This window comes from Schaalia vaccimaxillae DSM 15804, assembly GCF_000420425.1.
Classification (GTDB): domain Bacteria; phylum Actinomycetota; class Actinomycetes; order Actinomycetales; family Actinomycetaceae; genus Pauljensenia; species Pauljensenia vaccimaxillae.
Window position 1 is genome coordinate 57,562 of sequence record NZ_ATUX01000006.1, and the last position, 19,256, is coordinate 76,817.

General features: G+C 56.7%; 18 protein-coding genes. All 18 read left to right on the forward strand.

Annotated elements, in window-relative coordinates; translation table 11 throughout:
- Window positions 1–39: 39 nt before the first annotated feature.
- The 18 genes from aroC (at window position 40) to pyrF (ending at window position 19,224) form a co-directional block, all read left to right on the forward strand.
- Complete coding sequence (aroC, locus tag G439_RS0103295; protein ID WP_022867764.1) at window positions 40–1,254, forward strand: chorismate synthase; 1,215 nt, start codon at window positions 40–42, stop codon at window positions 1,252–1,254.
- On the forward strand, window positions 1,251–2,834 hold the full coding sequence (aroB, locus tag G439_RS0103300) for a 3-dehydroquinate synthase (RefSeq protein WP_022867765.1): 1,584 nt from the start codon (window positions 1,251–1,253) through the stop codon (window positions 2,832–2,834). The genes aroC and aroB overlap by 4 nt, the downstream gene beginning before the upstream one ends.
- Complete coding sequence (locus tag G439_RS0103305) at window positions 2,831–3,379, forward strand: shikimate kinase (protein WP_022867766.1); 549 nt, start codon at window positions 2,831–2,833, stop codon at window positions 3,377–3,379. The genes aroB and G439_RS0103305 overlap by 4 nt, the downstream gene beginning before the upstream one ends.
- Window positions 3,380–3,405: 26 nt before the next feature.
- The gene (efp, locus tag G439_RS0103310) at window positions 3,406–3,969 is read left to right on the forward strand and encodes an elongation factor P (protein ID WP_022867767.1); all 564 of its coding nucleotides are present in this window, start codon (window positions 3,406–3,408) and stop codon (window positions 3,967–3,969) included.
- On the forward strand, window positions 3,969–4,658 hold the full coding sequence (gene nusB / locus G439_RS0103315) for a transcription antitermination factor NusB (protein WP_022867768.1): 690 nt from the start codon (window positions 3,969–3,971) through the stop codon (window positions 4,656–4,658). Before efp ends, nusB begins: the two co-directional genes overlap by 1 nt.
- A gap of 206 nt (window positions 4,659–4,864) precedes the next feature.
- A complete protein-coding gene (locus tag G439_RS0103320) occupies window positions 4,865–5,539 on the forward strand; it encodes a GntR family transcriptional regulator (RefSeq protein ID WP_022867769.1) in 675 nt (224 codons plus the stop codon).
- A 157-nt stretch (window positions 5,540–5,696) separates the two neighbouring features.
- On the forward strand, window positions 5,697–6,512 hold the full coding sequence (locus tag G439_RS0103325; protein ID WP_243442542.1) for an SDR family NAD(P)-dependent oxidoreductase: 816 nt from the start codon (window positions 5,697–5,699) through the stop codon (window positions 6,510–6,512).
- A 44-nt stretch (window positions 6,513–6,556) separates the two neighbouring features.
- Complete coding sequence (locus G439_RS11015) at window positions 6,557–7,591, forward strand: TRAP transporter substrate-binding protein (RefSeq protein ID WP_022867771.1); 1,035 nt, start codon at window positions 6,557–6,559, stop codon at window positions 7,589–7,591.
- 3 nt (window positions 7,592–7,594) lie between these two features.
- Complete coding sequence (locus tag G439_RS0103335; protein WP_022867772.1) at window positions 7,595–8,209, forward strand: TRAP transporter small permease; 615 nt, start codon at window positions 7,595–7,597, stop codon at window positions 8,207–8,209.
- 3 nt (window positions 8,210–8,212) lie between these two features.
- Window positions 8,213–9,496, forward strand: coding sequence for a TRAP transporter large permease (locus G439_RS0103340; RefSeq protein ID WP_022867773.1), 1,284 nt, complete (start codon window positions 8,213–8,215; stop codon window positions 9,494–9,496).
- 40 nt (window positions 9,497–9,536) lie between these two features.
- Window positions 9,537–10,418 (forward strand): transketolase, encoded by an 882-nt coding sequence (locus G439_RS0103345; protein ID WP_279379489.1) that lies wholly within the window; start codon window positions 9,537–9,539, stop codon window positions 10,416–10,418.
- Between the two features lies 1 nt (window position 10,419).
- A complete protein-coding gene (locus tag G439_RS0103350) occupies window positions 10,420–11,367 on the forward strand; it encodes a transketolase family protein (RefSeq protein WP_022867775.1) in 948 nt (315 codons plus the stop codon).
- Between the two features lie 253 nt (window positions 11,368–11,620).
- The gene (gene pyrR, locus G439_RS0103355; protein WP_022867776.1) at window positions 11,621–12,190 is read left to right on the forward strand and encodes a bifunctional pyr operon transcriptional regulator/uracil phosphoribosyltransferase PyrR; all 570 of its coding nucleotides are present in this window, start codon (window positions 11,621–11,623) and stop codon (window positions 12,188–12,190) included.
- Window position 12,191: 1 nt separating this feature from the next.
- Window positions 12,192–13,184 (forward strand): aspartate carbamoyltransferase catalytic subunit, encoded by a 993-nt coding sequence (locus G439_RS0103360; protein WP_022867777.1) that lies wholly within the window; start codon window positions 12,192–12,194, stop codon window positions 13,182–13,184.
- Window positions 13,177–14,493, forward strand: coding sequence for a dihydroorotase (locus tag G439_RS0103365; RefSeq protein ID WP_022867778.1), 1,317 nt, complete (start codon window positions 13,177–13,179; stop codon window positions 14,491–14,493). Before G439_RS0103360 ends, G439_RS0103365 begins: the two co-directional genes overlap by 8 nt.
- Window positions 14,493–15,077, forward strand: a complete 585-nt coding sequence (locus tag G439_RS11020; protein WP_022867779.1) for a carbamoyl-phosphate synthase domain-containing protein — start codon at window positions 14,493–14,495, stop codon at window positions 15,075–15,077. The genes G439_RS0103365 and G439_RS11020 overlap by 1 nt, the downstream gene beginning before the upstream one ends.
- Window positions 15,077–18,376 carry a carbamoyl-phosphate synthase large subunit gene (gene carB / locus G439_RS0103375; RefSeq protein ID WP_022867780.1) on the forward strand — a complete coding sequence of 1,100 codons (3,300 nt, stop codon included), beginning with the start codon at window positions 15,077–15,079 and terminating at the stop codon, window positions 18,374–18,376. Before G439_RS11020 ends, carB begins: the two co-directional genes overlap by 1 nt.
- A complete protein-coding gene (pyrF, locus tag G439_RS0103380; RefSeq protein WP_022867781.1) occupies window positions 18,373–19,224 on the forward strand; it encodes an orotidine-5'-phosphate decarboxylase in 852 nt (283 codons plus the stop codon). Before carB ends, pyrF begins: the two co-directional genes overlap by 4 nt.
- Window positions 19,225–19,256 lie beyond the last annotated feature (32 nt).

Genomic DNA, 19,256 nt, shown 5'->3' on the forward strand with positions numbered 1-19,256 from the left:
ACCGCGACCGATGAGGGGGCGCTGTGACACACTGGGCACATGCTCAGATGGCTGACTGCAGGTGAATCCCATGGCCCGTCGCTGGTAGCGATCATTGACGGTGTCCCCTCAGGGGTGGAATTAACGACTCAGACCTTTCGTGATGCCTTAGCGCGCCGCAGACTTGGACACGGGCGCGGGGCTCGCCAGAAGTTCGAGCAAGATGTCGTCCGAATCCTTGGAGGAATTCGACACGGCTTGACCACTGGCGCCCCTGTCGCCCTCGAGATCGCAAATTCAGAATGGCCAAAGTGGCAAGTCGTCATGTCGGCAGACCCAGTCGATCCTAAGGATCTCTTAGTCGATGCCGGTACCGGGGATGAACGCGAGATTGCGCGTAACAAGCCTCTGACGCGTCCGCGCCCCGGTCATGCTGATCTGGCTGGGATGATCTCTTATGACTTGGCGGAGGCCCGCCCCGTCCTCGAACGTGCATCCGCGCGCGAAACTGCGGCCAGGGTTGTTCTTGGTGCGGTTGCTGAGGCCATACTTCGTCAGGTTGGTGGCATCGAATTGGTGTCACACGTTGTTCGGGTCGGCGCCGAAGCTATTCAAGATCCTCATCATCTACCCCAACCCGGTGACGAGGACGCACTCAATCAGTCAAAAATGCGCACCATCGACGCCGAGGCGGATGAGCGTTTCACTCTCGCCGTTGACGAGGCGAAGAAAGCTGGCGACACGATTGGTGGCGTTATTGAGGTGGTTGCCTGGGGTGTTCCCATTGGTTTGGGGACCCATGTTCAAGCAGATCGACGCCTCGATGCGCGCATTGCGGCAGCCCTCATGTCTATCCAGTCAGTCAAGGGTGTCGAGATTGGCGATGGCTTCGCCCAGGCAGCTTTGCCGGGATCGAAAGCACATGACGAGATCGTCAAGGGTGCCAACGGCCGGCTCACTCGCTCCTCTAATCGCGCTGGGGGCATAGAAGGCGGTACCTCCAACGGAGAAGCCATCGTCGCCCGAGCTGCGTTCAAACCGATCTCAACAGTTCCTCGCGCACTCAAATCCGTGGATTTGGCGACGGGGGAGGAGGCCGTTGGTCTGCATCAAAGGTCCGATACTTGCCAGGTGGTGCCCGGCGCCGTGATTGCCCAAGCCGAAGTTGCATTGGTCTTGGCTGACATGCTGAGCGACCACGCAGGCGGTAACTCCATTGCGGAGATGAAACGAAACCTGAGGGCCTACCTCGCACGAGTGGAAGAACGCGCATGAGCCAATTAACTCTACCCATCGTCATGGTTGGTTTGCCCGGTGCCGGAAAGTCAAAAGTTGGGCGGCTGTTGGCTCACAAGCTCGGAGTTGCCCATATTGATACCGACGATCTCATCGAATCTGATGCTGGCAAATCAATCTCCGAAATTTTTACCGAGGACGGGGAAGCGGCCTTCCGCCAGCTTGAGGTTCAGGCTGTCTCTCGCGCTTTGACGATGGATGCGGTGGTGTCCCTGGGGGGCGGAGCTGTTGTGACACCACGGGTGCGAGAACTATTGGCTAGTGCCAGCGTTGTCCATATTGACGTTGAGCATGAAGAATTGCTGCGGCGTACGAGCCGTAAGACACATCGGCCCTTATTACGTGAGGACCCCGACGGCGCCCTAAAGCAACTACGCGAGCAACGTTCGCCGCTGTACGCCGAGGTTGAGACTGTTCGAGTGCATTCTGATTCTGGGCCTGCTGAGCAGGTCGTCGAGGCGATCGCTGCAATGGTGGTTCACGACTATACCCGTGTCCAAGTCCAAGCTGACCGGCCTTACGACGTACTGGTTGGTCGCGGGTTTAACACCAGCTACATCACCCAGGTGTTGCGCAGTGACGCAACGAAGGTGCTGGTGATCCACGCTCCCGCTTTACAGCACCAGGCTGAGCTCATCAGCCAAGGATTGCGGGCTGGTGGATACGAGGTTCTTGCCTGCGCTCATCCTGATGCTGAGGCGGCCAAAACAATCGATGTTGTCGCGCAGTTATGGGACCAAGCCGGCACCTTGGCTTTGGGACGTGCAGACGCCGTTGTTGCTTTGGGCGGTGGAGCTACGACCGACATGGCCGGTTTTGTCGCGGCGACGTGGCTGCGAGGCATTGACGTGATCAATGTGCCAACGACGCTGCTAGCAATGGTTGATGCGGCTGTGGGCGGTAAGACTGGCATTAATACTCGTAGCGGTAAGAACCTGGTGGGTTCTTTCCATACCCCTGCTCGAGTCGTGTGCGATCTTGATTTTTTGGCGACTCTTCCTGCCCAAGATTTACGCGCGGGTCTGGGAGAAGTCATCAAGTGCGGTTTCATTGCTGACCCACAGATCCTGGAGTTGGTGCAATCGGCGAGCATCGATGATCTACTCACCGCGTCATCTGCTGCACTTAGAGAACTTGTCGTACGCGCAATACGGGTAAAAGCTAATGTCGTTGGACAAGATCTTCAAGAGTCGGGTCTGCGTGAAATCCTCAATTACGGGCACACTCTGGCGCACGCGATTGAACGGTGCGAGGGATACACCTGGCGCCACGGGGAAGCAGTATCGGTCGGTTGCGTGTTTGCGGCGCGTCTGGCTCAAGCGCGTGGTCTGATTGGGCAGGACCTGGTCACATTGCATGAGGATTTATTTTCCAAAGTGGGCTTGCCAATGAGATATGAGGGCGGTTCGGTGGATCGCCTCATTGACGCTATGGGCTCCGATAAGAAAGTCCGGGCAGGTGTTCTGCGCTTCGTTCTTCTTCACGGGCTTTCCCAGCCGGCCACACATCGAGTCGATCCCAACGAAGTCAGAGAAGTGATTGAGCAGGTGCTTGCGTGACGACTGTGCAGGGTGAGCCTTTGGTGCCTCAGTTAGTTTTGGTCGGTGTTTCTGGTTCTGGTAAGACAACTGTGGGTCGCATCATCAGTCAGCGTGTGGGATTGGCTTTTATTGACGTTGACGAGGCCGTCGAAGAACGGCTAGGAACGTCAATGGCGGATCTGGTGGTCAATTTCGATCCGAGGCTGAATGAGGCACGTGAGCAGGAGGCTCTTCGCGCGTTAAGCACTGGGGGAGCGGTGTGTACATTGGGTGCTTCTCAGATCAATGTTGAGTCGGTGCGCCATAGTCTTCGTGCCGCTCAGACTCAAGGTGCTTTGGTTGTTGAGTTGGTTGCTGGAATTGCTCATGTGTCTCGCCGCCAGGGACTTAATGGCCCGCGGTCGGTGGCTCTGGGAGCCCCTCGCGCAGTGCTCGCTCAGATGATTGCACAGTTGCATGAGTCCTACGTTGCAGTGGCCGATCACTCAGTGCTCACTGATGGTTTCACCCCCGATGAGGTGGCCGATGCCGTGATGGCGGCGTGTAGACTGGCCGACGATTGAGAATCCCCTGAAGTGAGGTTAATACTGTGGCAACGACGAATGATCTGAAGAACGGTCTGGTCATGGTCATCGATGGCCAGCTGTGGCAAGTTGTCGAATTTCAGCATGTCAAGCCCGGCAAGGGACCGGCCTTCGTGCGTACGAAGATTAAGAACGTCATGTCTGGCAAGACTGTGGACAAGACTTTCAACGCTGGCCTCAAGATTGAGACGGCAACCGTTGATCGTCGCGATATGACCTACCTGTACCAGGATGGTGCGGATTACGTCTTCATGGATCAGTCGACCTACGACCAGATTACTGTTTCAGCTGAAACCGTGGGCGACGCGAAGAACTTTATGGTCGAAAACCAGGACGTGATTGTCTCCCAGCACGAGGGCACGGTTCTGTTTGTAGAGTTACCCGCGACGGTGGTTCTGACCATTACTGAGACTCAGCCTGGTCTGCAGGGTGATCGTTCTTCTGCCGGGACAAAGCCGGCAATTTTGGAGACCGGTTATGAAATTCAGGTTCCTTTGTTCATGGAGGAAGGAACTCGAGTCAAGGTCGACACTCGCGATGGCTCCTACTCTGGACGCGTCACTGAGTAATGTCGAAGCAACATCGTTTCACCTCTCGTACAAAAGCTCGTAAGAGGGCCGCTGATGTCGTTTTTGAAGCTGATCAGCGGGGCATGGGGCGTAATCCGGAGGTCTTGCGCGATCTGCTTCGCGAACGTCGTGTGATTACGGCAGCCTTGACTCCTTTGCCGGAGTACTCGATCCGTATTATCGAGGGCGTTGCTGATCGTTTACGCGATATTGACGATTTGCTTGCTGCTCATGCCAGAGTAGCCGGTTTGGATCGTATTGCTGCTGTCGATCTGGCAGTGATGCGCGTAGCCGTGTGGGAAATGCTTGAAAATCGAGAAGACGTCAACCCTGTCATTGCTATTGATGAGGCAATCTCTATTGTCAAGTCTTTGTCGACTGACACGTCACCTAACTTCGTCAACGCCGTCCTGGATGCGTGCCGCAAGGATATTGAGTCTCCAGCGTGGTCGCGTCGCAATGATTCTGCGGACCGATGGCAAGACGAGCGGTCGGATACTTTCAACGAAGACCTCTCCGAGTTCACCGCAGCGGTACCTCAGGAGGGCTCATCGTCCGTTACTGATGATCCGGATGCTCCAGCAACCGAGGCCACAGATGAAGCTTTATCGGGTGTTTCCTACCCCTCGATGGATGACATTACGGCAGCCGATCTTGAAGAACTCGACGAATTACTCGATGAATACTGATTGAGCGCTGGCGTTGGGTCGGTCCGAAGATTTTTCTTCGGACCGACCTCTTTGTCTGACTTTGGCTCTTTTTGACGCAAACGTTGAACAAGAAGATGCACTTTTTGTTGACAATCAGGTACCTTTTTGCAAGATGATCAATATTCACAATGTTTGAACTCGTCCAGTTCGAGCCTATGTAGACCAGTGTCGGAGGCCACGAGACCATGGCAATGTCGGGAATTAGTCGGCAGACCTTGAGGGAACAGGTCAGGCAAACCCTCCGTTCTGCCATCCTTGATGGAAGGCTGACAGCGGGGCAGCGACTCGGTGAGGTCGATTTGTCCGAGCAGCTGGGCGTTTCCAGGGGCACGATCCGTGAGGCCCTGCGCAGATTGCAACAGTCTGGCCTGGTAGAAGGCGAAGAACGCATGGGACTTCGGGTTGCTCAACTCAGCGCCGAAGAAGTTGTCGAACTATATGACGTTCGTGCAGCTCTGGAATCTCTAGCTGCGGTGCACATTGTTCACTCAGATCACGCTGACGAACTCATTGAGGATCTTGAAGCAAAACTTCCAGTATTCCCCGAGGGAGCAACGCTCAACGAACGACTCGATATTGACCTGGGTTTCCATGAAGCTCTGTGTCGTGCATCGGGCAATACCGTCCTGTTGAGCATGTGGAGTCAGCTTCAGGACCGGATGAGAATTGCCATTCTGTCCGACTCCTCGACTGAGCGTCCTCGCCTCATGCAGTCTGATTACCATGTGCCGATTATTGAAGCCCTTCGATCTGGCGATGCAGAGTTAGCTCGTAAAGCCATTGTTGATCACATGCGTCATTCCGGACTAGCTTGGCAAGACAGAGCCAGCGATTTCAAAGAAATCATGGCTATTGACTGACGGCGAGCGGGGGCTCGCAATTTACGCCGGTCTTATCGCGCGGGATTCTTTTGGGGATCCCGCGCGTCTTGTCGTTCTGACCTACGGAAAGTGCGACAAATGATCACGCTTAATTGACATCGATTCATTGCATTGTTTACTGTTAACAATGCAGGCGATGGTGCCTGTAGTCACATCGATGTGGAGAGAAGAACCAATGAGCTACGGCACAGGAATCGGACAGCGTACGGCCATCGTTACCGGCGCTTCGTCCCTCAAAGGAATTGGCTACGCCACCGCACTGCGCTTCGCACGTGAAGGCTGGGGCGTTGCAATGCTCGATATCAATGAAGAAGGCGTCAACGCTGCAGCTGATGCAGTCAAGGCTGAGGTTCCCGGAGCTCCGGTTGCAGCTTTCGTTGCGAACATTGCAGATCCAGACTCCGTCAAGGATGTCGTCGAGGCTATTAAGGCGTCAGACCTGCCTCCCGTCGGCGCCCTCGCCAATATCGCTGGCATTCCCTCTCCCAAGGGATTCCTTGAAATCTCACTCGAGGAGTGGAACCGCGTCCTGGCAATCAACCTGACCGGTTCTTTCATCCTCGCCCAGGCCGTCGTGCCGCTCATGATCGAGGGCGGCTACGGTCGCGTTGTCAACACTTCTTCTGTCACTGCCCAGCATGGTGGTGGTGTCTTCTCTAAGACCTCCTACGCCGCTGCAAAGGCTGGCGTCCTCGGTCTGACCCGTGGAATGGCACGTGAACTCGCCGAATACGGCATCACCGTCAACTCTGTGGCACCCGGCGTCGTTAACACCAATATCCGTACCGGCACCACGGAAGAGACCGAAAAGGCTCTCGCCGAGGCCGTTCCGCTCAAGCGCCAGGCTGAGCCGTGGGAAATCGCAGCACTGATCTGCTGGCTGTCCTCCGAAGATTCCGCCTACATCACGGGCTGCACCCATTCCATCAATGGCGGCACCTACATCGCTTGATCCGACAATTTTCCACAACACACACCGTCAAAGGAGACGATGCCATGTTGCGACGTAAAAACGTTGTCAGCAGTGTCGCCGCGGCACTTACCGCAACACTGCTGCTCGCCGGATGTGCAGGAGGCAATGGCCCGAGGCAAACGGACTCGATCCGTATCATCCTCGGCCACGGCGCTGCCCCCGGAAACCCACGCTTCCTCGCCGCGCAAAAGTTCGAAGAACTTGTGGAGGAAAAGTCCAACGGAGAGATTGATATCCAGATTCTGGCCCAAGAAACAGTCGGTTCTGACTCAGAAATGATGGTGTCGGTCTCGGCTGGAACCCTCGACATGTCGATCAACTCGCAGGGACCCTTCGCTAGCTACGTTCCCGAGGCGGCCCTCATCGGCCTGCCCTTCCTCTTTGAGAACTCCGAGCACGCATACTCAGTCGTCGACTCGAAGGAGATCGAGAGCTACCTGGCTGAGCAGGCTGAGGCCGACGGCTTCCACGTCCTGGGCTTCTGGGACAACGGCATGCGCGACATCTCGAACAACAAGCGCGAGATCAACACCCCCGAGGACGTCAAAGGTCTCAAGATTCGCACCCCCGACGACACAATGACGATCTCGATCTTCAACCAGCTCGGCGCCAACCCAACGCCACTGGCTTTCGGTGAGCTTTACCTGGCTTTGAAGACCGGTGCTGTCGACGGCCAGGAAAACCCCGTCGTCAATATCAAGTCTTCCCAGTTGCAGGAAGTGCAAAAGTACCTGTCCTCCACGGGACACAAGTACGAATCGAACCCCTTCGTCATCTCAACCCAGCGTTGGGCACGCCTGTCTGATGAGCAAAAGGCCATCATTCAGGAAGCCGCCGATGAGGCACGCGACTACCAGCGTGAGCAAATGACGGCCCAGACAGATGACATCTACGCCGAGTTCGAAGACATCTTGACCGTGAGCTACCCGGACAAGAATGCCTTCCGCGAGGCGACCGCGCCGGTTTACGACGAGTGGGAAGCAAAGTACCCCGAGTTCTACAAGATCATTACTGAAGCCGCGGACAATGCCCGCGCCGATTACGCAGAAGGGAAGTGAACCATGAGCGAGAACACCAAGTCCGCAGCCAGTGTCATTACTGAAGAAGACATTGAGAAGCTCGATACTCAATCCGCCCTCGATGAGCCCTTGGAAGCAACCGACCCAATCAATATGTGGTTCCTGCGCGTCGGTTCATGGGCAGCAGTTGCCATCACCATCGTCATGGTCACCCTCATTACCGTCGCAGTCTTCTTGCGTTACGTGATGAACTCTTCCATCGACCTTGCCGCCGAAGCACCGTCATACCTCCTGCCTTGGCTGGTGTGCGCCGGCGCTATCGTTGCCCAGGCCCAAATGGCACACGTTGGTGTCAACTTCTTCCTTGAGAAGTTCAAAGGTAAGGCCTACGAATACATGGCAATCGGTATCTGGATTTTCGTTGCCGTCGTTATGGCATACATGACCTACCTCGGAATCTACATGGCTGGCCCCATGGCCCAGCAGGAGACCCCGATCATGGGTTGGCCCCAGCTCGGTTCCTTCATGGCATTCATCGTCATGACAGCCGTGCTGTGCATTCAGGCCCTCGTGCGCGCCTGGTACTTCTACAAGAACGGTGCTCTGCATACTGTCGACATGGTCGACGAGAGCTCCGCTACGACCAAGGAGGCATGACACATGCTTGAAGTCGGCATTGCCATCCTCGTTTTCATCGCCCTGCTTCTCTTGGGCGTGCCCGTTGCATTCTCGGTGATCTCCGGAACGATCGTCGGCCTCTTCGCTATTGGCTCCCTGCCGATGGAAGCATTGGCACAGCAGTCTTTCTCCGGCGCCACCGACTACTCGATGCTCGCCATCCCATTCTTCATCTTGACCGCTGACCTGCTCTTCTCCGGAAAGCTGGGTGGCCAGGTCATTGGCTTGATGACCCGCCTTGTTGGCCGTTTCCGCGGCGGTGTGGGTATGACCTCCGTTCTGACGAACGCCGTTTTCGCCGGTGTTTCCGGTTCTGCCGTCGCCGACGCCACCGGTCTAGGCAAGGTTCTTATTCCGTGGACCAAGCGCATCGGATATCCGGCTCAGTACGCAGCCGCCGTCAACGCAGCCAGCTCCGTCCTCGGCGTGATTATTCCGCCGTCGATCCCGATGATCCTCTTCGCCGCCGCTTCTGGAGCTTCCGTCGCAGCAGTCTTCAACTCCGGCATGATCCCCGGTGTTGTCATGGCCGTGGCGTTGATCTTCGCCTGCTGGTTCGTTGCTTGGAGAAACGACTACCCGCGCGTACGCGCAAAGCTCACCACGGCCGGCCTGATTAAGGGCCTGCTGGTAGCAACCCCGGCCATCATCATCCCCGTGGTGCTCATCCGTGTATTCCTCTTCACCGGCACCGCCACGGTCACCGAGGTTTCGGTTCTGGCATGTGTCTACGCCATCATTATTCGCGTGTTCTTCTACCGCGATTTGTCGTGGAAGACCTTCATGCGTTCAGCAGCAGAGTCTGCTGGTTCGACGGCCGTCGTCATGATCCTCATTATGTTCTCGGCTGCTCTATCTTGGCTCCTGACCATTCAGGAAGCTCCTCAGAAGCTCGCCGCTTCATTGCTGTCGTTGACGGACAACTACTACCTCATCGTTCTCTTCCTCATCCTGATCCTGTTGGTCACCGGCATGTTCCTCGACATGGCTCCGGCAGTCCTACTGCTGACGCCCGTCCTGATGCCTCTAGCCAACGAAATCGGAATGAACATCATCCACCTGGGTATCCTCATGGTCTGCACCCTGGCCATGGGTCTGTACACACCGCCAGTTGGAACGACGCTATACATCTCTGCCGGCATTGGCCGAGTAGGTATTAACAAGGTGACAAGGGAGCTGCTGACGTTCTACGCGCTCATCATCCTCTTCGTTCTTGCTATCGCCTACCTGCCTCAGGTCTTCCTGATCCCCGTCGGCGCGGCCTGATCCCTCGGTGGGGGCGTTGCCCAGGTAGCGCCCCCACCGTTTGCCTAAACACCATCCACCCATCAGAAGAATCGAGAGCACACCAATGGTGCAGAACGTTTCCACCGAAGAGCTGAAGGAACGTGCGAAGGAGCTCCGTAAGACCGCCGTCACGATGGTCTACGAAGCTAAGTCGGGACACCCCGGCGGTTCGCTGTCAGCTGCAGATGTCGTTGCTAATCTCTATTTCCGCGAGATGCGCTTCGACCCGAAGAACCCCAAGTGGGAGGATCGCGATCGCTTCGTTTTGTCCAAGGGACACGTTGCTCCGATCATGTACTCCGCCCTGGCGATCACCGGATTCGTTCCGATGGACACCATCCACACACTGCGTCAAAAGGGCTCGCCCTTCCAAGGACACCCGGATTCTAAGAAGTGCCCGGGCGTGGAAATCTCCACGGGCTCCCTTGGACAAGGCATCTCTGCAGCGGTCGGTATGGCCCTTGGTCTCAAGCGCGATGGTCGCGACTCTCGCGTGTACACCCTGCTGGGCGATGGTGAAACCCAGGAAGGCCAGGTCTGGGAGGCCATTCAGTTTGCCAACTCTCAGAAGCTCGATAACTTCGTCGTCATTATTGACGACAACAACCTCCAGATCGACGGCCACTGTGACGAGATTTCTCCGAACCTTGACTTCGTTGCCAAGCTCGAAGCCTTCGGCTACGACGCAGTAGAGATTGACGGCCACGATATGCAGGCGATTTCTGACGCCTTTGATCGTTTCCGCGAACTCAAGAACGGCAAGCCCAAGGGTCTTGTGCTCAAGACCATCAAGGGTAAGGGCGTGTCCTACATGGAAGACCAGGCAGCCTGGCACGGCGCAGCTCCCAACGACGAGCAGTGGAAGCAAGCCATGGAAGAACTCGAGAAGGGACTTAACTGAGATGAAGTACTCGGTTAACTACGATTCTAAGACTCCTACCCGCACCGCTTTTGGTGAGGAAATCGTTGAGATCGGCAAGGAACGCCCCGAGGTCTTCGTTGTTGACTGCGATATCGCTAAGTCTTGCCAGACCACGGCGTTTTCCAAGGCTCTGCCCGAACAGCATGTCAACGTCGGCATCGCTGAGCAAAATGGCGCAGGCGTCGGCGCAGGCCTGGCAACAACCGGCAAGATTCCTTTCGTTGTCACTTACGCCGTGTTCGGTTCACTACGCATGGGAGAGCAGATCCGTCAGTCCATCTGCTACCCGAACCTCAACGTCAAGATCGCCTGCTCGCACGGCGGTCTGACCCCCGGTAACGATGGTGGTTCTCACCAGGCTATCGAAGACATGGGCACCATGCGCGGCATGCCGAATATGTCCGTCGTGATGCCCGCAGACGCGAACTCGACCAAGAAGCTGGTCCGTGCAGCCACCGACTGGGTTGGCCCCATGTTCCTACGCTTCACCCGTGATGCGGTGCCGGACATCTACGGTCCCGATGAAGAGTTCGAGATCGGCAAAGCCAAGATTCTTAACGAGGGCGAAGACGTTGCAATCATCGCCAACGGCGACACCGTGCGTTTGGCAATCGAAGCTGCCGAGCAACTCGAAGCCGAAGGAATCAAGGTCCGCCTGCTCGACATGCACACGATCAAACCGCTCGACCGCGATGAGGTTCTCAAATGCATCGAGACGGGCAAGATCGTGACCGTTGAAGATCACCAGGTACTGCACGGCTTGGGCGCCGCAGTGTCCCAGGTTGTTGCCGAAGAAGGAGGCGCGCGCGTGCGCCAGATCGGTATCCAAGACCAATTTGGCCAGTCCGCAACCTACGAGGAACTCCTCGAAATGAACGGCATCACCGTCGAAGGCATCGTTGCCGCGGCCAAGGAGCTGCTCGCCTGATCGGCTGATCCCCACCTCGACCCGACCCGGTTGATCCACATGCTTTGTTCCTCCAGCCCAAAGCATGTGATCAGCCGGGTCACGGTTTTATATCCACGAGAGTGCATGGGGGCCTTGCAGTTGGGCACGGACGTGGGCAGTTGCACTGTCCACATGGCTGGATCGACGCTGCCAGCGACTGCCTCGAGGCGTAGTCTGTTTGTCGGAAGCAATCCTTTAATGACCGTCCAGAGAGGCGGGGAAGGAGATCCGCATGGGATCAGTGCAAGCATCCGCAGATCGCGCAAGTCGCGGCAAAGAAGTGCTCGGCGCTCAAGATGTCGCCCGTTCTTTGACTCGCATCGCCTTCGAGATCCTCGAGAAAAACGGGGGAGGTGAAGGCCTCATTATTGCGGGAATCCCAACTCGTGGCGCAACTCTTGCCCATCGCCTCGTTGAGCGCATTGAGCAAGTTGGTGGCCCACGCCCGCAATTTGCTCAGCTCGACACAACGATGTTTCGCGACGACTTAGGTTCCCAACCTCTGCGTACCCCTCACGAGACAGTCATCCCAGTCGAAGGTATAGACGCCCGCACCGTCGTCCTCGTCGACGATGTCCTCTACACGGGACGCACCATTAAGGCAGCCCTCGATGCCCTCATGGGAATTGGGCGTCCCTCTATCGTCCAGCTTGCGGTTCTGGTTGACCGAGGCCACCGTGAACTTCCCATCCGGCCCGACTACGTCGGTAAAAACCTGCCAACATCGCATACCGAGACTGTGACCATTCTGCTCGAAGAAACCGACGGACGTGACGCGGTCCTTCTGGGAAGGAGCGCCTAGCATGAGCCTCGACCATCTGATCTCCATTCGCGATCTTGACTACCGTGAGGCGGTTCAGCTGCTCGATACTGCCGAACAGATGGCAGCCACACAGTCGCGACGAGTTAAAAAACTTCCAACACTTCACGGCCGCACAGTGGTTAATCTTTTCTTCGAAGACTCCACGCGCACGCGGCTCTCTTTCGAAGCCGCGGCAAAACGTCTGAGCGCGGACGTTATCAACTTCTCAGCCAAAGGATCTTCTGTGTCAAAGGGGGAATCTCTTAAAGACACTGCACTGACCTTGCAGGCCATGGGCGCGGACGCGGTCATCGTTCGTCACTCATCATCTGGTGCTGCGCACCGTCTGGCCCACGCAGGGTGGATGAATCTGCCTGTCCTCAATGCTGGTGACGGTACGCACCAACATCCCACTCAAGCACTGCTCGACGCGATGACATTGCGCCGCCACTACAAACGCGATCCCCAGGCTAACCAGGCCGAGCCACTGGCTCCCGGCACCGACCTGAAAGGAGCCAGGGTTGTCATAGTCGGAGATGTCTTGCACTCTCGCGTCGCCCGATCCAACGTCGATCTACTGACTCTGCTGGGCGCTCAAGTCACTCTGGTTGCCCCGCCAACGCTCCTGCCCGTTGGGGTCGAAAACTGGAACTGCGTCGTCGAATATGACCTAGACCGTGCTATCGCTCAAGAACCCGACGCCATCATGATGTTGCGCGTCCAGCGTGAACGCATGAGCGGTGCCGGGGGAGGATTCTTCCCATCACCTGGCGAATACCATGCCGCCTACGGCCTCGACAGCCAGCGCTATGCCCGATTGCCAGACGACGCCATCGTCATGCACCCGGGACCCATGAATCGAGGTCTGGAAATTTGCGCCCAGGCCGCAGACTCACCCAAGTCCGTCATCGTTGAACAAGTGTCCAATGGTGTGAGCGTGCGTATGGCAGCTCTCTATCTACTTCTTGCTCCGGAAGGAACCACCCGTGACTGAAAACCGTGACCTGCTAATCCGGGGTGCCGACCTCGTGGGAAACGGAGCGAATGACCTCCTTATCCGCGACGGAATCATCATTGCCGCCGGATCGCAAGCACAAGACGAAGCACACGACGCTCGGATTATTGACGCCGAGGGACTCATTGCTTTGCCCGGCCTCGTCGATATTCACACCCATCTGCGCCAACCTGGCCAAGAGGATGCTGAGACAGTATTTACCGGAACGCGTTCAGCCGCAGTTGGCGGATACACCGCGGTCCACGCAATGGCTAACACGAATCCTGTGGCCGATACCGCGTCAGTTGTCGACCAGGTTCTTGAACTGGGCCAGGAAGCAGGATGGGTGCAGGTACGCCCTGTCGGTGCTGTCACCGTTGGTCTTGAAGGCAAGCAGCTGTCGGCTATGGGTGCGATGGCCCGCTCACGCTCACAGGTCCGTGTCTTCTCCGATGACGGCAAGTGCGTTGCCGATCCAGTCTTGATGCGTCGCGCCCTCGAATATGTCAAGGCGTTCGACGCGGTGGTCGCCCAACATGCCCAGGACCCCGTGTTGACCGAGGGCGCGCAGATGAATGAATCGGCACTCTCGGGCGAACTTGGTTTGGCCGGCTGGCCTGCGGTCGCTGAAGAAGCCATCATTGCCAGGGACATCCTTCTGGCCAAACATGTGGGTTCACGTCTGCACGTGTGCCACCTATCCACTGCAGGATCAGTCGACATCGTCAGGTGGGGAAAGAAGATGGGTGTGAATGTTACCGCTGAGGTGACACCACACCATCTGCTATTAACTGAAGAACTCGCTCGCAGTTACGACCCGATCTACAAGGTGAACCCGCCACTGCGCACGGCTGAGGACGTTGAAGCGGTGCGTGAAGGGCTGGCAGACGGCACCATTGACGTGGTGGGTACCGACCATGCGCCTCACCCCCTCGAATCGAAAGACTGTGAGTGGCAGTCCGGATCATTCGGTATGACAGGCCTTGAGACCGCGCTACCCGTTGTCATTGAAACGATGGTCAATACCGGTCGTATGGATTGGAATGACGTCGCCCGTGTCTTATCGACGACGCCTGCGCGTATCGGACGGGTGGCAGGTCAAGGACAAGCCCTCGAGGTCGGTGCCAACGCCAATCTCACTCTGGTCGATCCCACGGTTCGCCGTGTGGTCGATCCACGCCAGCAGTGGACCCGATCGACGAACTCACCTTACAAGGGACTCGAGTTACCTGGTCGCGCACTGTACACGATCTACGAGGGCGCCATCACCGTCGATAGCGGCGTGCCGATTGAAAAGGAGAATCGCTGATGACCAACATTGCATTACTCGTCCTCGAAGACGGAACCGTTTACGTGGGGACCGCTTGGGGAGCAACAGGATTGGTGGTTGGCGATGCGGATTTCACCACCGAAATGATCGGCTATCAGCGTCCAATGACCGATCCTGAAAAGGTCGGGCGCATCCTCGTCATGACCACACCTCACGTGGGAATTGGCGCCTTCGACGAAAATGATGACGCACAGATTACGCCTGCGGGCCTGGTCGTGCGTGAGCCAGCGCGACCGCATCCGCTCAAGAAACGCCGAGAACTTGTCGAACAGCTCCAAGCCGAGAACGTCATTGGAATCGCAGGTGTGGATACTCGCGCTATTACACGACGCATACGAGCAGCAGGTTCCATGCGAGCAGCCATTGTCTCTGGCCAGATTTTGCCCGCATCTGCGGCATACCTGGAGGGCAGAAGCCGCGAGAGCCTCGATCTGAACTTCATTACCGAACAATTCCAGGCTGGACAAGCTGGTGCCGACACCGCATCAACATTCGACCTGTTCATCGATTCCATGTGTGCAGCCAAAGCCGATCACTTAGCGGCTGAAAGGACGGCGCTCTGATGCCCCGTAGAACAGACATTCATTCCATCCTCGTCATTGGTTCAGGCCCTATCGTTATTGGCCAGGCCTGCGAGTTTGACTATTCGGGCACCCAAGCGTGCAGGATTCTCAAATCTGAGGGCTACCGCGTCATCCTCGTCAACTCCAATCCCGCCACGATCATGACTGACCCGGGCATGGCTGACGCAACATATGTTGAACCACTGACCCTGGACGTCATCACTTCAATCATTGATAAAGAACGCCCCGATGCGCTGATCGCCAACCTGGGTGGGCAGACTGCTCTGAACACTGCAATCGAGTTGGGCGAGGCCGGTGTTTTGGAAAAGTACGGCGTCGAATTGATCGGCGTTTCCCTGGATGCTATCCGCAAGGGCGAGGACCGTGACGAGTTCAAAGCGGTTGTCGAACGCTGTGGAGCTGAGGTTGCGCGTTCCTTTATCGCCCATTCCATGCAAGAGTGTCATGAGGCCGCCGCCGAATTGGGGTATCCGCTGGTCGTTCGCCCATCGTTCACTATGGGTGGCCTTGGATCTGGTTTTGCCTACACGCCTGAGGATCTTGAACGGATCGCAGGGGAGGGGTTGACAGACTCGATTACGAACGAGGTGCTACTCGAAGAGTCCATCTTGGGGTGGAAAGAGATCGAATACGAGGTCATGCGTGACTCCGCGGGCACCTGCATTGCCGTCTGTTCCATCGACAATGTTGATCCTGTAGGCGTACACACTGGTGATTCCATCACCATTGCCCCCGCGCTGACCCTGACCGATGAGGAAGCCACGAAACTTCGTGAGCTCAGCTTCCAAATCATTCGCGAGGTCGGCGTCGAAACAGGAGGCTGCAATATTCAGTACGCCTTGGATCCACGTACGGGCCGCGTCATTGTCATCGAAATGAATCCGCGTGTGTCGCGTTCGTCGGCTCTGGCGTCAAAGGCCACCGGTTTTCCGATTGCCAAGATTACGGCGAAGTTGGCCATTGGCTATACGCTCGACGAGATCCGTAATGACATCACGGGTGCCCCTGCTTCAGCGGATCCGAGCGTGGACTATGTCGTGGTCAAGGTTCCTCGTTTCACTTTTGAGAAGTTCCCGGCTGCTGATCCAACCCTCACGACTTCAATGAAAGCCGTGGGTGAAGCGATGGCCATTGGTCGCAACTACACCGAAGCATTGCAAAAGGCTCTGCGCTCGATCGATAAAGCGGGGATCCAATTCCATTGGAATGGTCCGGTCCCTTCCTCGCAGGAGACACGGGATCTGGTCGAGGCTGCGGCAACTCCCACCGAAGCCCGCTTAGTTCAGGTCCAACAGGCTATCCGTGGCGGAGCCTCACTCGAAGATCTTTACGAGTCGACGAAGATTGATCCGTGGTTCCTCGACCAAATGTATCTGCTCGACGAGGTCGCTCAACGTATCATCAATGCACCAGCATTGGGGCGCGAGGTTCTTGAAGAAGCCAAACGGCACGGATTCTCGGATCGCCAGATCGCGGACATGCGAGGTCTTTCCGAGCACACGGTGCGCGAGGTTCGCGGCGCTTTTGAAATCCATCCGGTTTTCAAGATGGTCGATACCTGTTCTGCACAATTCGCTGCGGACACGCCCTACGCTTACTCCACTTACGACCAGGAAAACGAGGTGCGTCCTCGCGAACGCGAAGCCGTCATGATCCTGGGCGCTGGCCCAAACCGCATTGGCCAGGGAATCGAGTTCGACTACTCCTGCGTCCATGCGACGATGGCTTTGTCGCAGCATTTCGAAACGATTATGGTCAACTGCAACCCTGAGACAGTCTCGACCGACTATGACATTTCGGACCGCCTGTATTTTGAGCCGCTGACTCTTGAGGATGTACTTGAGGTGTACCGCGCCGAGTGCGCTGCGGGACCGGTGCGAGGCGTCATCGTTCAGTTGGGCGGCCAAACCCCGCTGTCCTTGGCTGAAGAACTCAAGAAAGCGGGTGTTCCGATTCTTGGAACCTCACCGGAATCCATTGAGTTGGCTGAAGACCGTGAGGAGTTCGGTAAGGTCTTGGAAGCTGCTGGGTGTCCGGCTCCCGCCCACGATGTGGCTCATTCTGTGGCCCAAGTACACGCAGTGGCCCGCGAGTTGGGCTATCCGATTTTGGTGCGTCCTAGCTTCGTTCTGGGGGGACGAGGTATGGCAATCATCAACGATGAGTCGGCTCTGAATGAATACCTGGATCGCGATGACATCGATCAGATGTTTGCCCGTGGGCCCCTTCTGATCGACCGCTTCTTGGATGCAGCAATTGAGATCGATGTCGATGCTCTGTATGACGGCAACGAATTGTTCATGGGCGCAATCATGGAGCATATTGAGGAAGCCGGTATTCACTCTGGCGACTCGGCCTGTGTTTTGCCTCCAATGACGCTGTCTGGCCGAGAGCTTGAGCGTATTACGGCCTCGACTGAGGCAATTGCCCACGGCGTGGGAGTTCGCGGCCTGATTAATATCCAATTCGCTTTGCTCTCAGACACCCTGTATGTCATCGAGGCGAATCCGCGTGCATCCAGGACGGTTCCTTTCGCTTCGAAGGCGACGGGTGTGCAGCTAGCCAAGGCTGCCGCCCTCATCCAGGTTGGTGAGACGATTGAGTCTTTGCGAGAGCAGGGGATTTTGCCCAGTTTTGATGCTCGGACGATTCCCGACGACGCTCCAATTTCCGTCAAAGAGGCCGTCCTTCCCTTTAGGCGCTTCCGCACCGTTGACGGCAAAGTCGTTGACACCATCCTCGGGCCGGAAATGCGATCAACGGGCGAGGTCATGGGCATCGACCGTGATTTCCCGACAGCCTTTGCAAAGTCTCAGTCAGCTGCTGTGAGCGAATTGCCGATGGAAGGTAATGTCTTTATCTCGATCTCCGATTCGGATAAGCGAGCCATTGTCTTCCCTGTGGCTCGCATGCGTGAGCTTGGTTTCCATATCATGGCAACGGCTGGCACGGCCTCGGTTCTACACCGTAACGGTATTGAAGCCCAGATCGTACGCAAGTCCTCGGATGGACGTGGCCCGAATGGCGAGCCAACGGTCGTTGATCTCATTAACGATGGCTTGATCGACATTATTGTCAACACACCTCAGAAGTCCTCGAACCGCCATGATGGCTACCAAATTAGGACCGCGGCGACCTCGAACGACAGAACAATCATCACGACTCTGCAGGCCTTTAACGCTGCGGTGCAAGCCATTGAGGTGCGCCTACGCGGCGCATACCGCGTGCGCTCATTGCAGGAGTGGAGTGAATTGCGCAGCCAAGGGGATGTTGCATGACCACGAAGCAGGGGTTTGGCGACCGTTTGTATGAGGCAATGCGAAAATTCGGTCCAGTCTGTGTGGGTATTGATCCTCATTCGTCTCTGCTGGCTCAGTGGGGGCTCAGTGATGACGTCGAGGGCGTGCGCGCCTTTTCCATGACTGTCATCGAAGCTCTTGGCGGTAAGGTTGCGGCTTTTAAGCCTCAGGCCGCTTTCTTTGAGCGCTTCGGATCGCGTGGCGTTGGTGTGTTAGAGGAGGTGATCGGTGCCTCGAAGGATGCCGGCACTTTGTGCATTGTTGATGCCAAGCGTGGTGATATCGGTTCAACAATGAGGGGATACGCAGATGCGTTCTTATCCGATGACTCGCCCTTGGCTGGAGACGCCGTAACGCTTTCGCCCTATTTGGGTGTCGGTTCTCTCATGCCGGCTTTGGAGCTGGCGCATGAATCTGGCAGGGGAGTGTTTGTCTTGGCGTTAACCTCCAATCCCGAGGGTGCCTCGGTTCAGCATGCACGGAGTGTTGACGGAGTGTCGGTCGCCGGCGCGGTCGTCGGTCAATTGGCAACCTTTAATACAAAATGTGATGCACATCACATTGGCCCTGCTGGCATCGTTATCGGGGCCACCGTTGGAGATTCGGTCCGCTCACTCGGCATCGATTTAGCAGCGCTCAAAGGCGCATTCCTGGCCCCAGGAATCGGAGCGCAAGGAGCCGGACCAATGCAGGTCAGGAATGTTTTTGCAGGGGTAGAGGACACAGTCCTCGCATCCTCGTCTCGCGCCATCCTCGCTCAGGGCCCCAGCATCGAAGGCTTGCGTCGAGCGTATGGACAAACCGCCTCAGAAATGACATTCGTATGACATGAATGCGGAGTCAGATCGGATAGTGACGC

Excerpts from the sequence above, each read along its gene's own strand:
- aroC (WP_022867764.1), top strand. The coding sequence starts at position 40 with ATGCTCAGATGGCTGACTGCAGGTGAATCCCATGGCCCGTCGCTGGTA.
- aroB (WP_022867765.1), top strand. The coding sequence starts at position 1,251 with ATGAGCCAATTAACTCTACCCATCGTCATGGTTGGTTTGCCCGGTGCC.
- nusB (WP_022867768.1), top strand. The coding sequence starts at position 3,969 with ATGTCGAAGCAACATCGTTTCACCTCTCGTACAAAAGCTCGTAAGAGG.
- G439_RS0103320 (WP_022867769.1), top strand. The coding sequence starts at position 4,865 with ATGGCAATGTCGGGAATTAGTCGGCAGACCTTGAGGGAACAGGTCAGG.
- G439_RS0103325 (WP_243442542.1), top strand. The coding sequence starts at position 5,697 with ATGGTGCCTGTAGTCACATCGATGTGGAGAGAAGAACCAATGAGCTAC.
- G439_RS11015 (WP_022867771.1), top strand. The coding sequence starts at position 6,557 with ATGTTGCGACGTAAAAACGTTGTCAGCAGTGTCGCCGCGGCACTTACC.
- G439_RS0103335 (WP_022867772.1), top strand. The coding sequence starts at position 7,595 with ATGAGCGAGAACACCAAGTCCGCAGCCAGTGTCATTACTGAAGAAGAC.
- G439_RS0103340 (WP_022867773.1), top strand. The coding sequence starts at position 8,213 with ATGCTTGAAGTCGGCATTGCCATCCTCGTTTTCATCGCCCTGCTTCTC.
- G439_RS0103350 (WP_022867775.1), top strand. The coding sequence starts at position 10,420 with ATGAAGTACTCGGTTAACTACGATTCTAAGACTCCTACCCGCACCGCT.
- pyrR (WP_022867776.1), top strand. The coding sequence starts at position 11,621 with ATGGGATCAGTGCAAGCATCCGCAGATCGCGCAAGTCGCGGCAAAGAA.
- G439_RS0103360 (WP_022867777.1), top strand. The coding sequence starts at position 12,192 with ATGAGCCTCGACCATCTGATCTCCATTCGCGATCTTGACTACCGTGAG.
- G439_RS11020 (WP_022867779.1), top strand. The coding sequence starts at position 14,493 with ATGACCAACATTGCATTACTCGTCCTCGAAGACGGAACCGTTTACGTG.
- carB (WP_022867780.1), top strand. The coding sequence starts at position 15,077 with ATGCCCCGTAGAACAGACATTCATTCCATCCTCGTCATTGGTTCAGGC.
- pyrF (WP_022867781.1), top strand. The coding sequence starts at position 18,373 with ATGACCACGAAGCAGGGGTTTGGCGACCGTTTGTATGAGGCAATGCGA.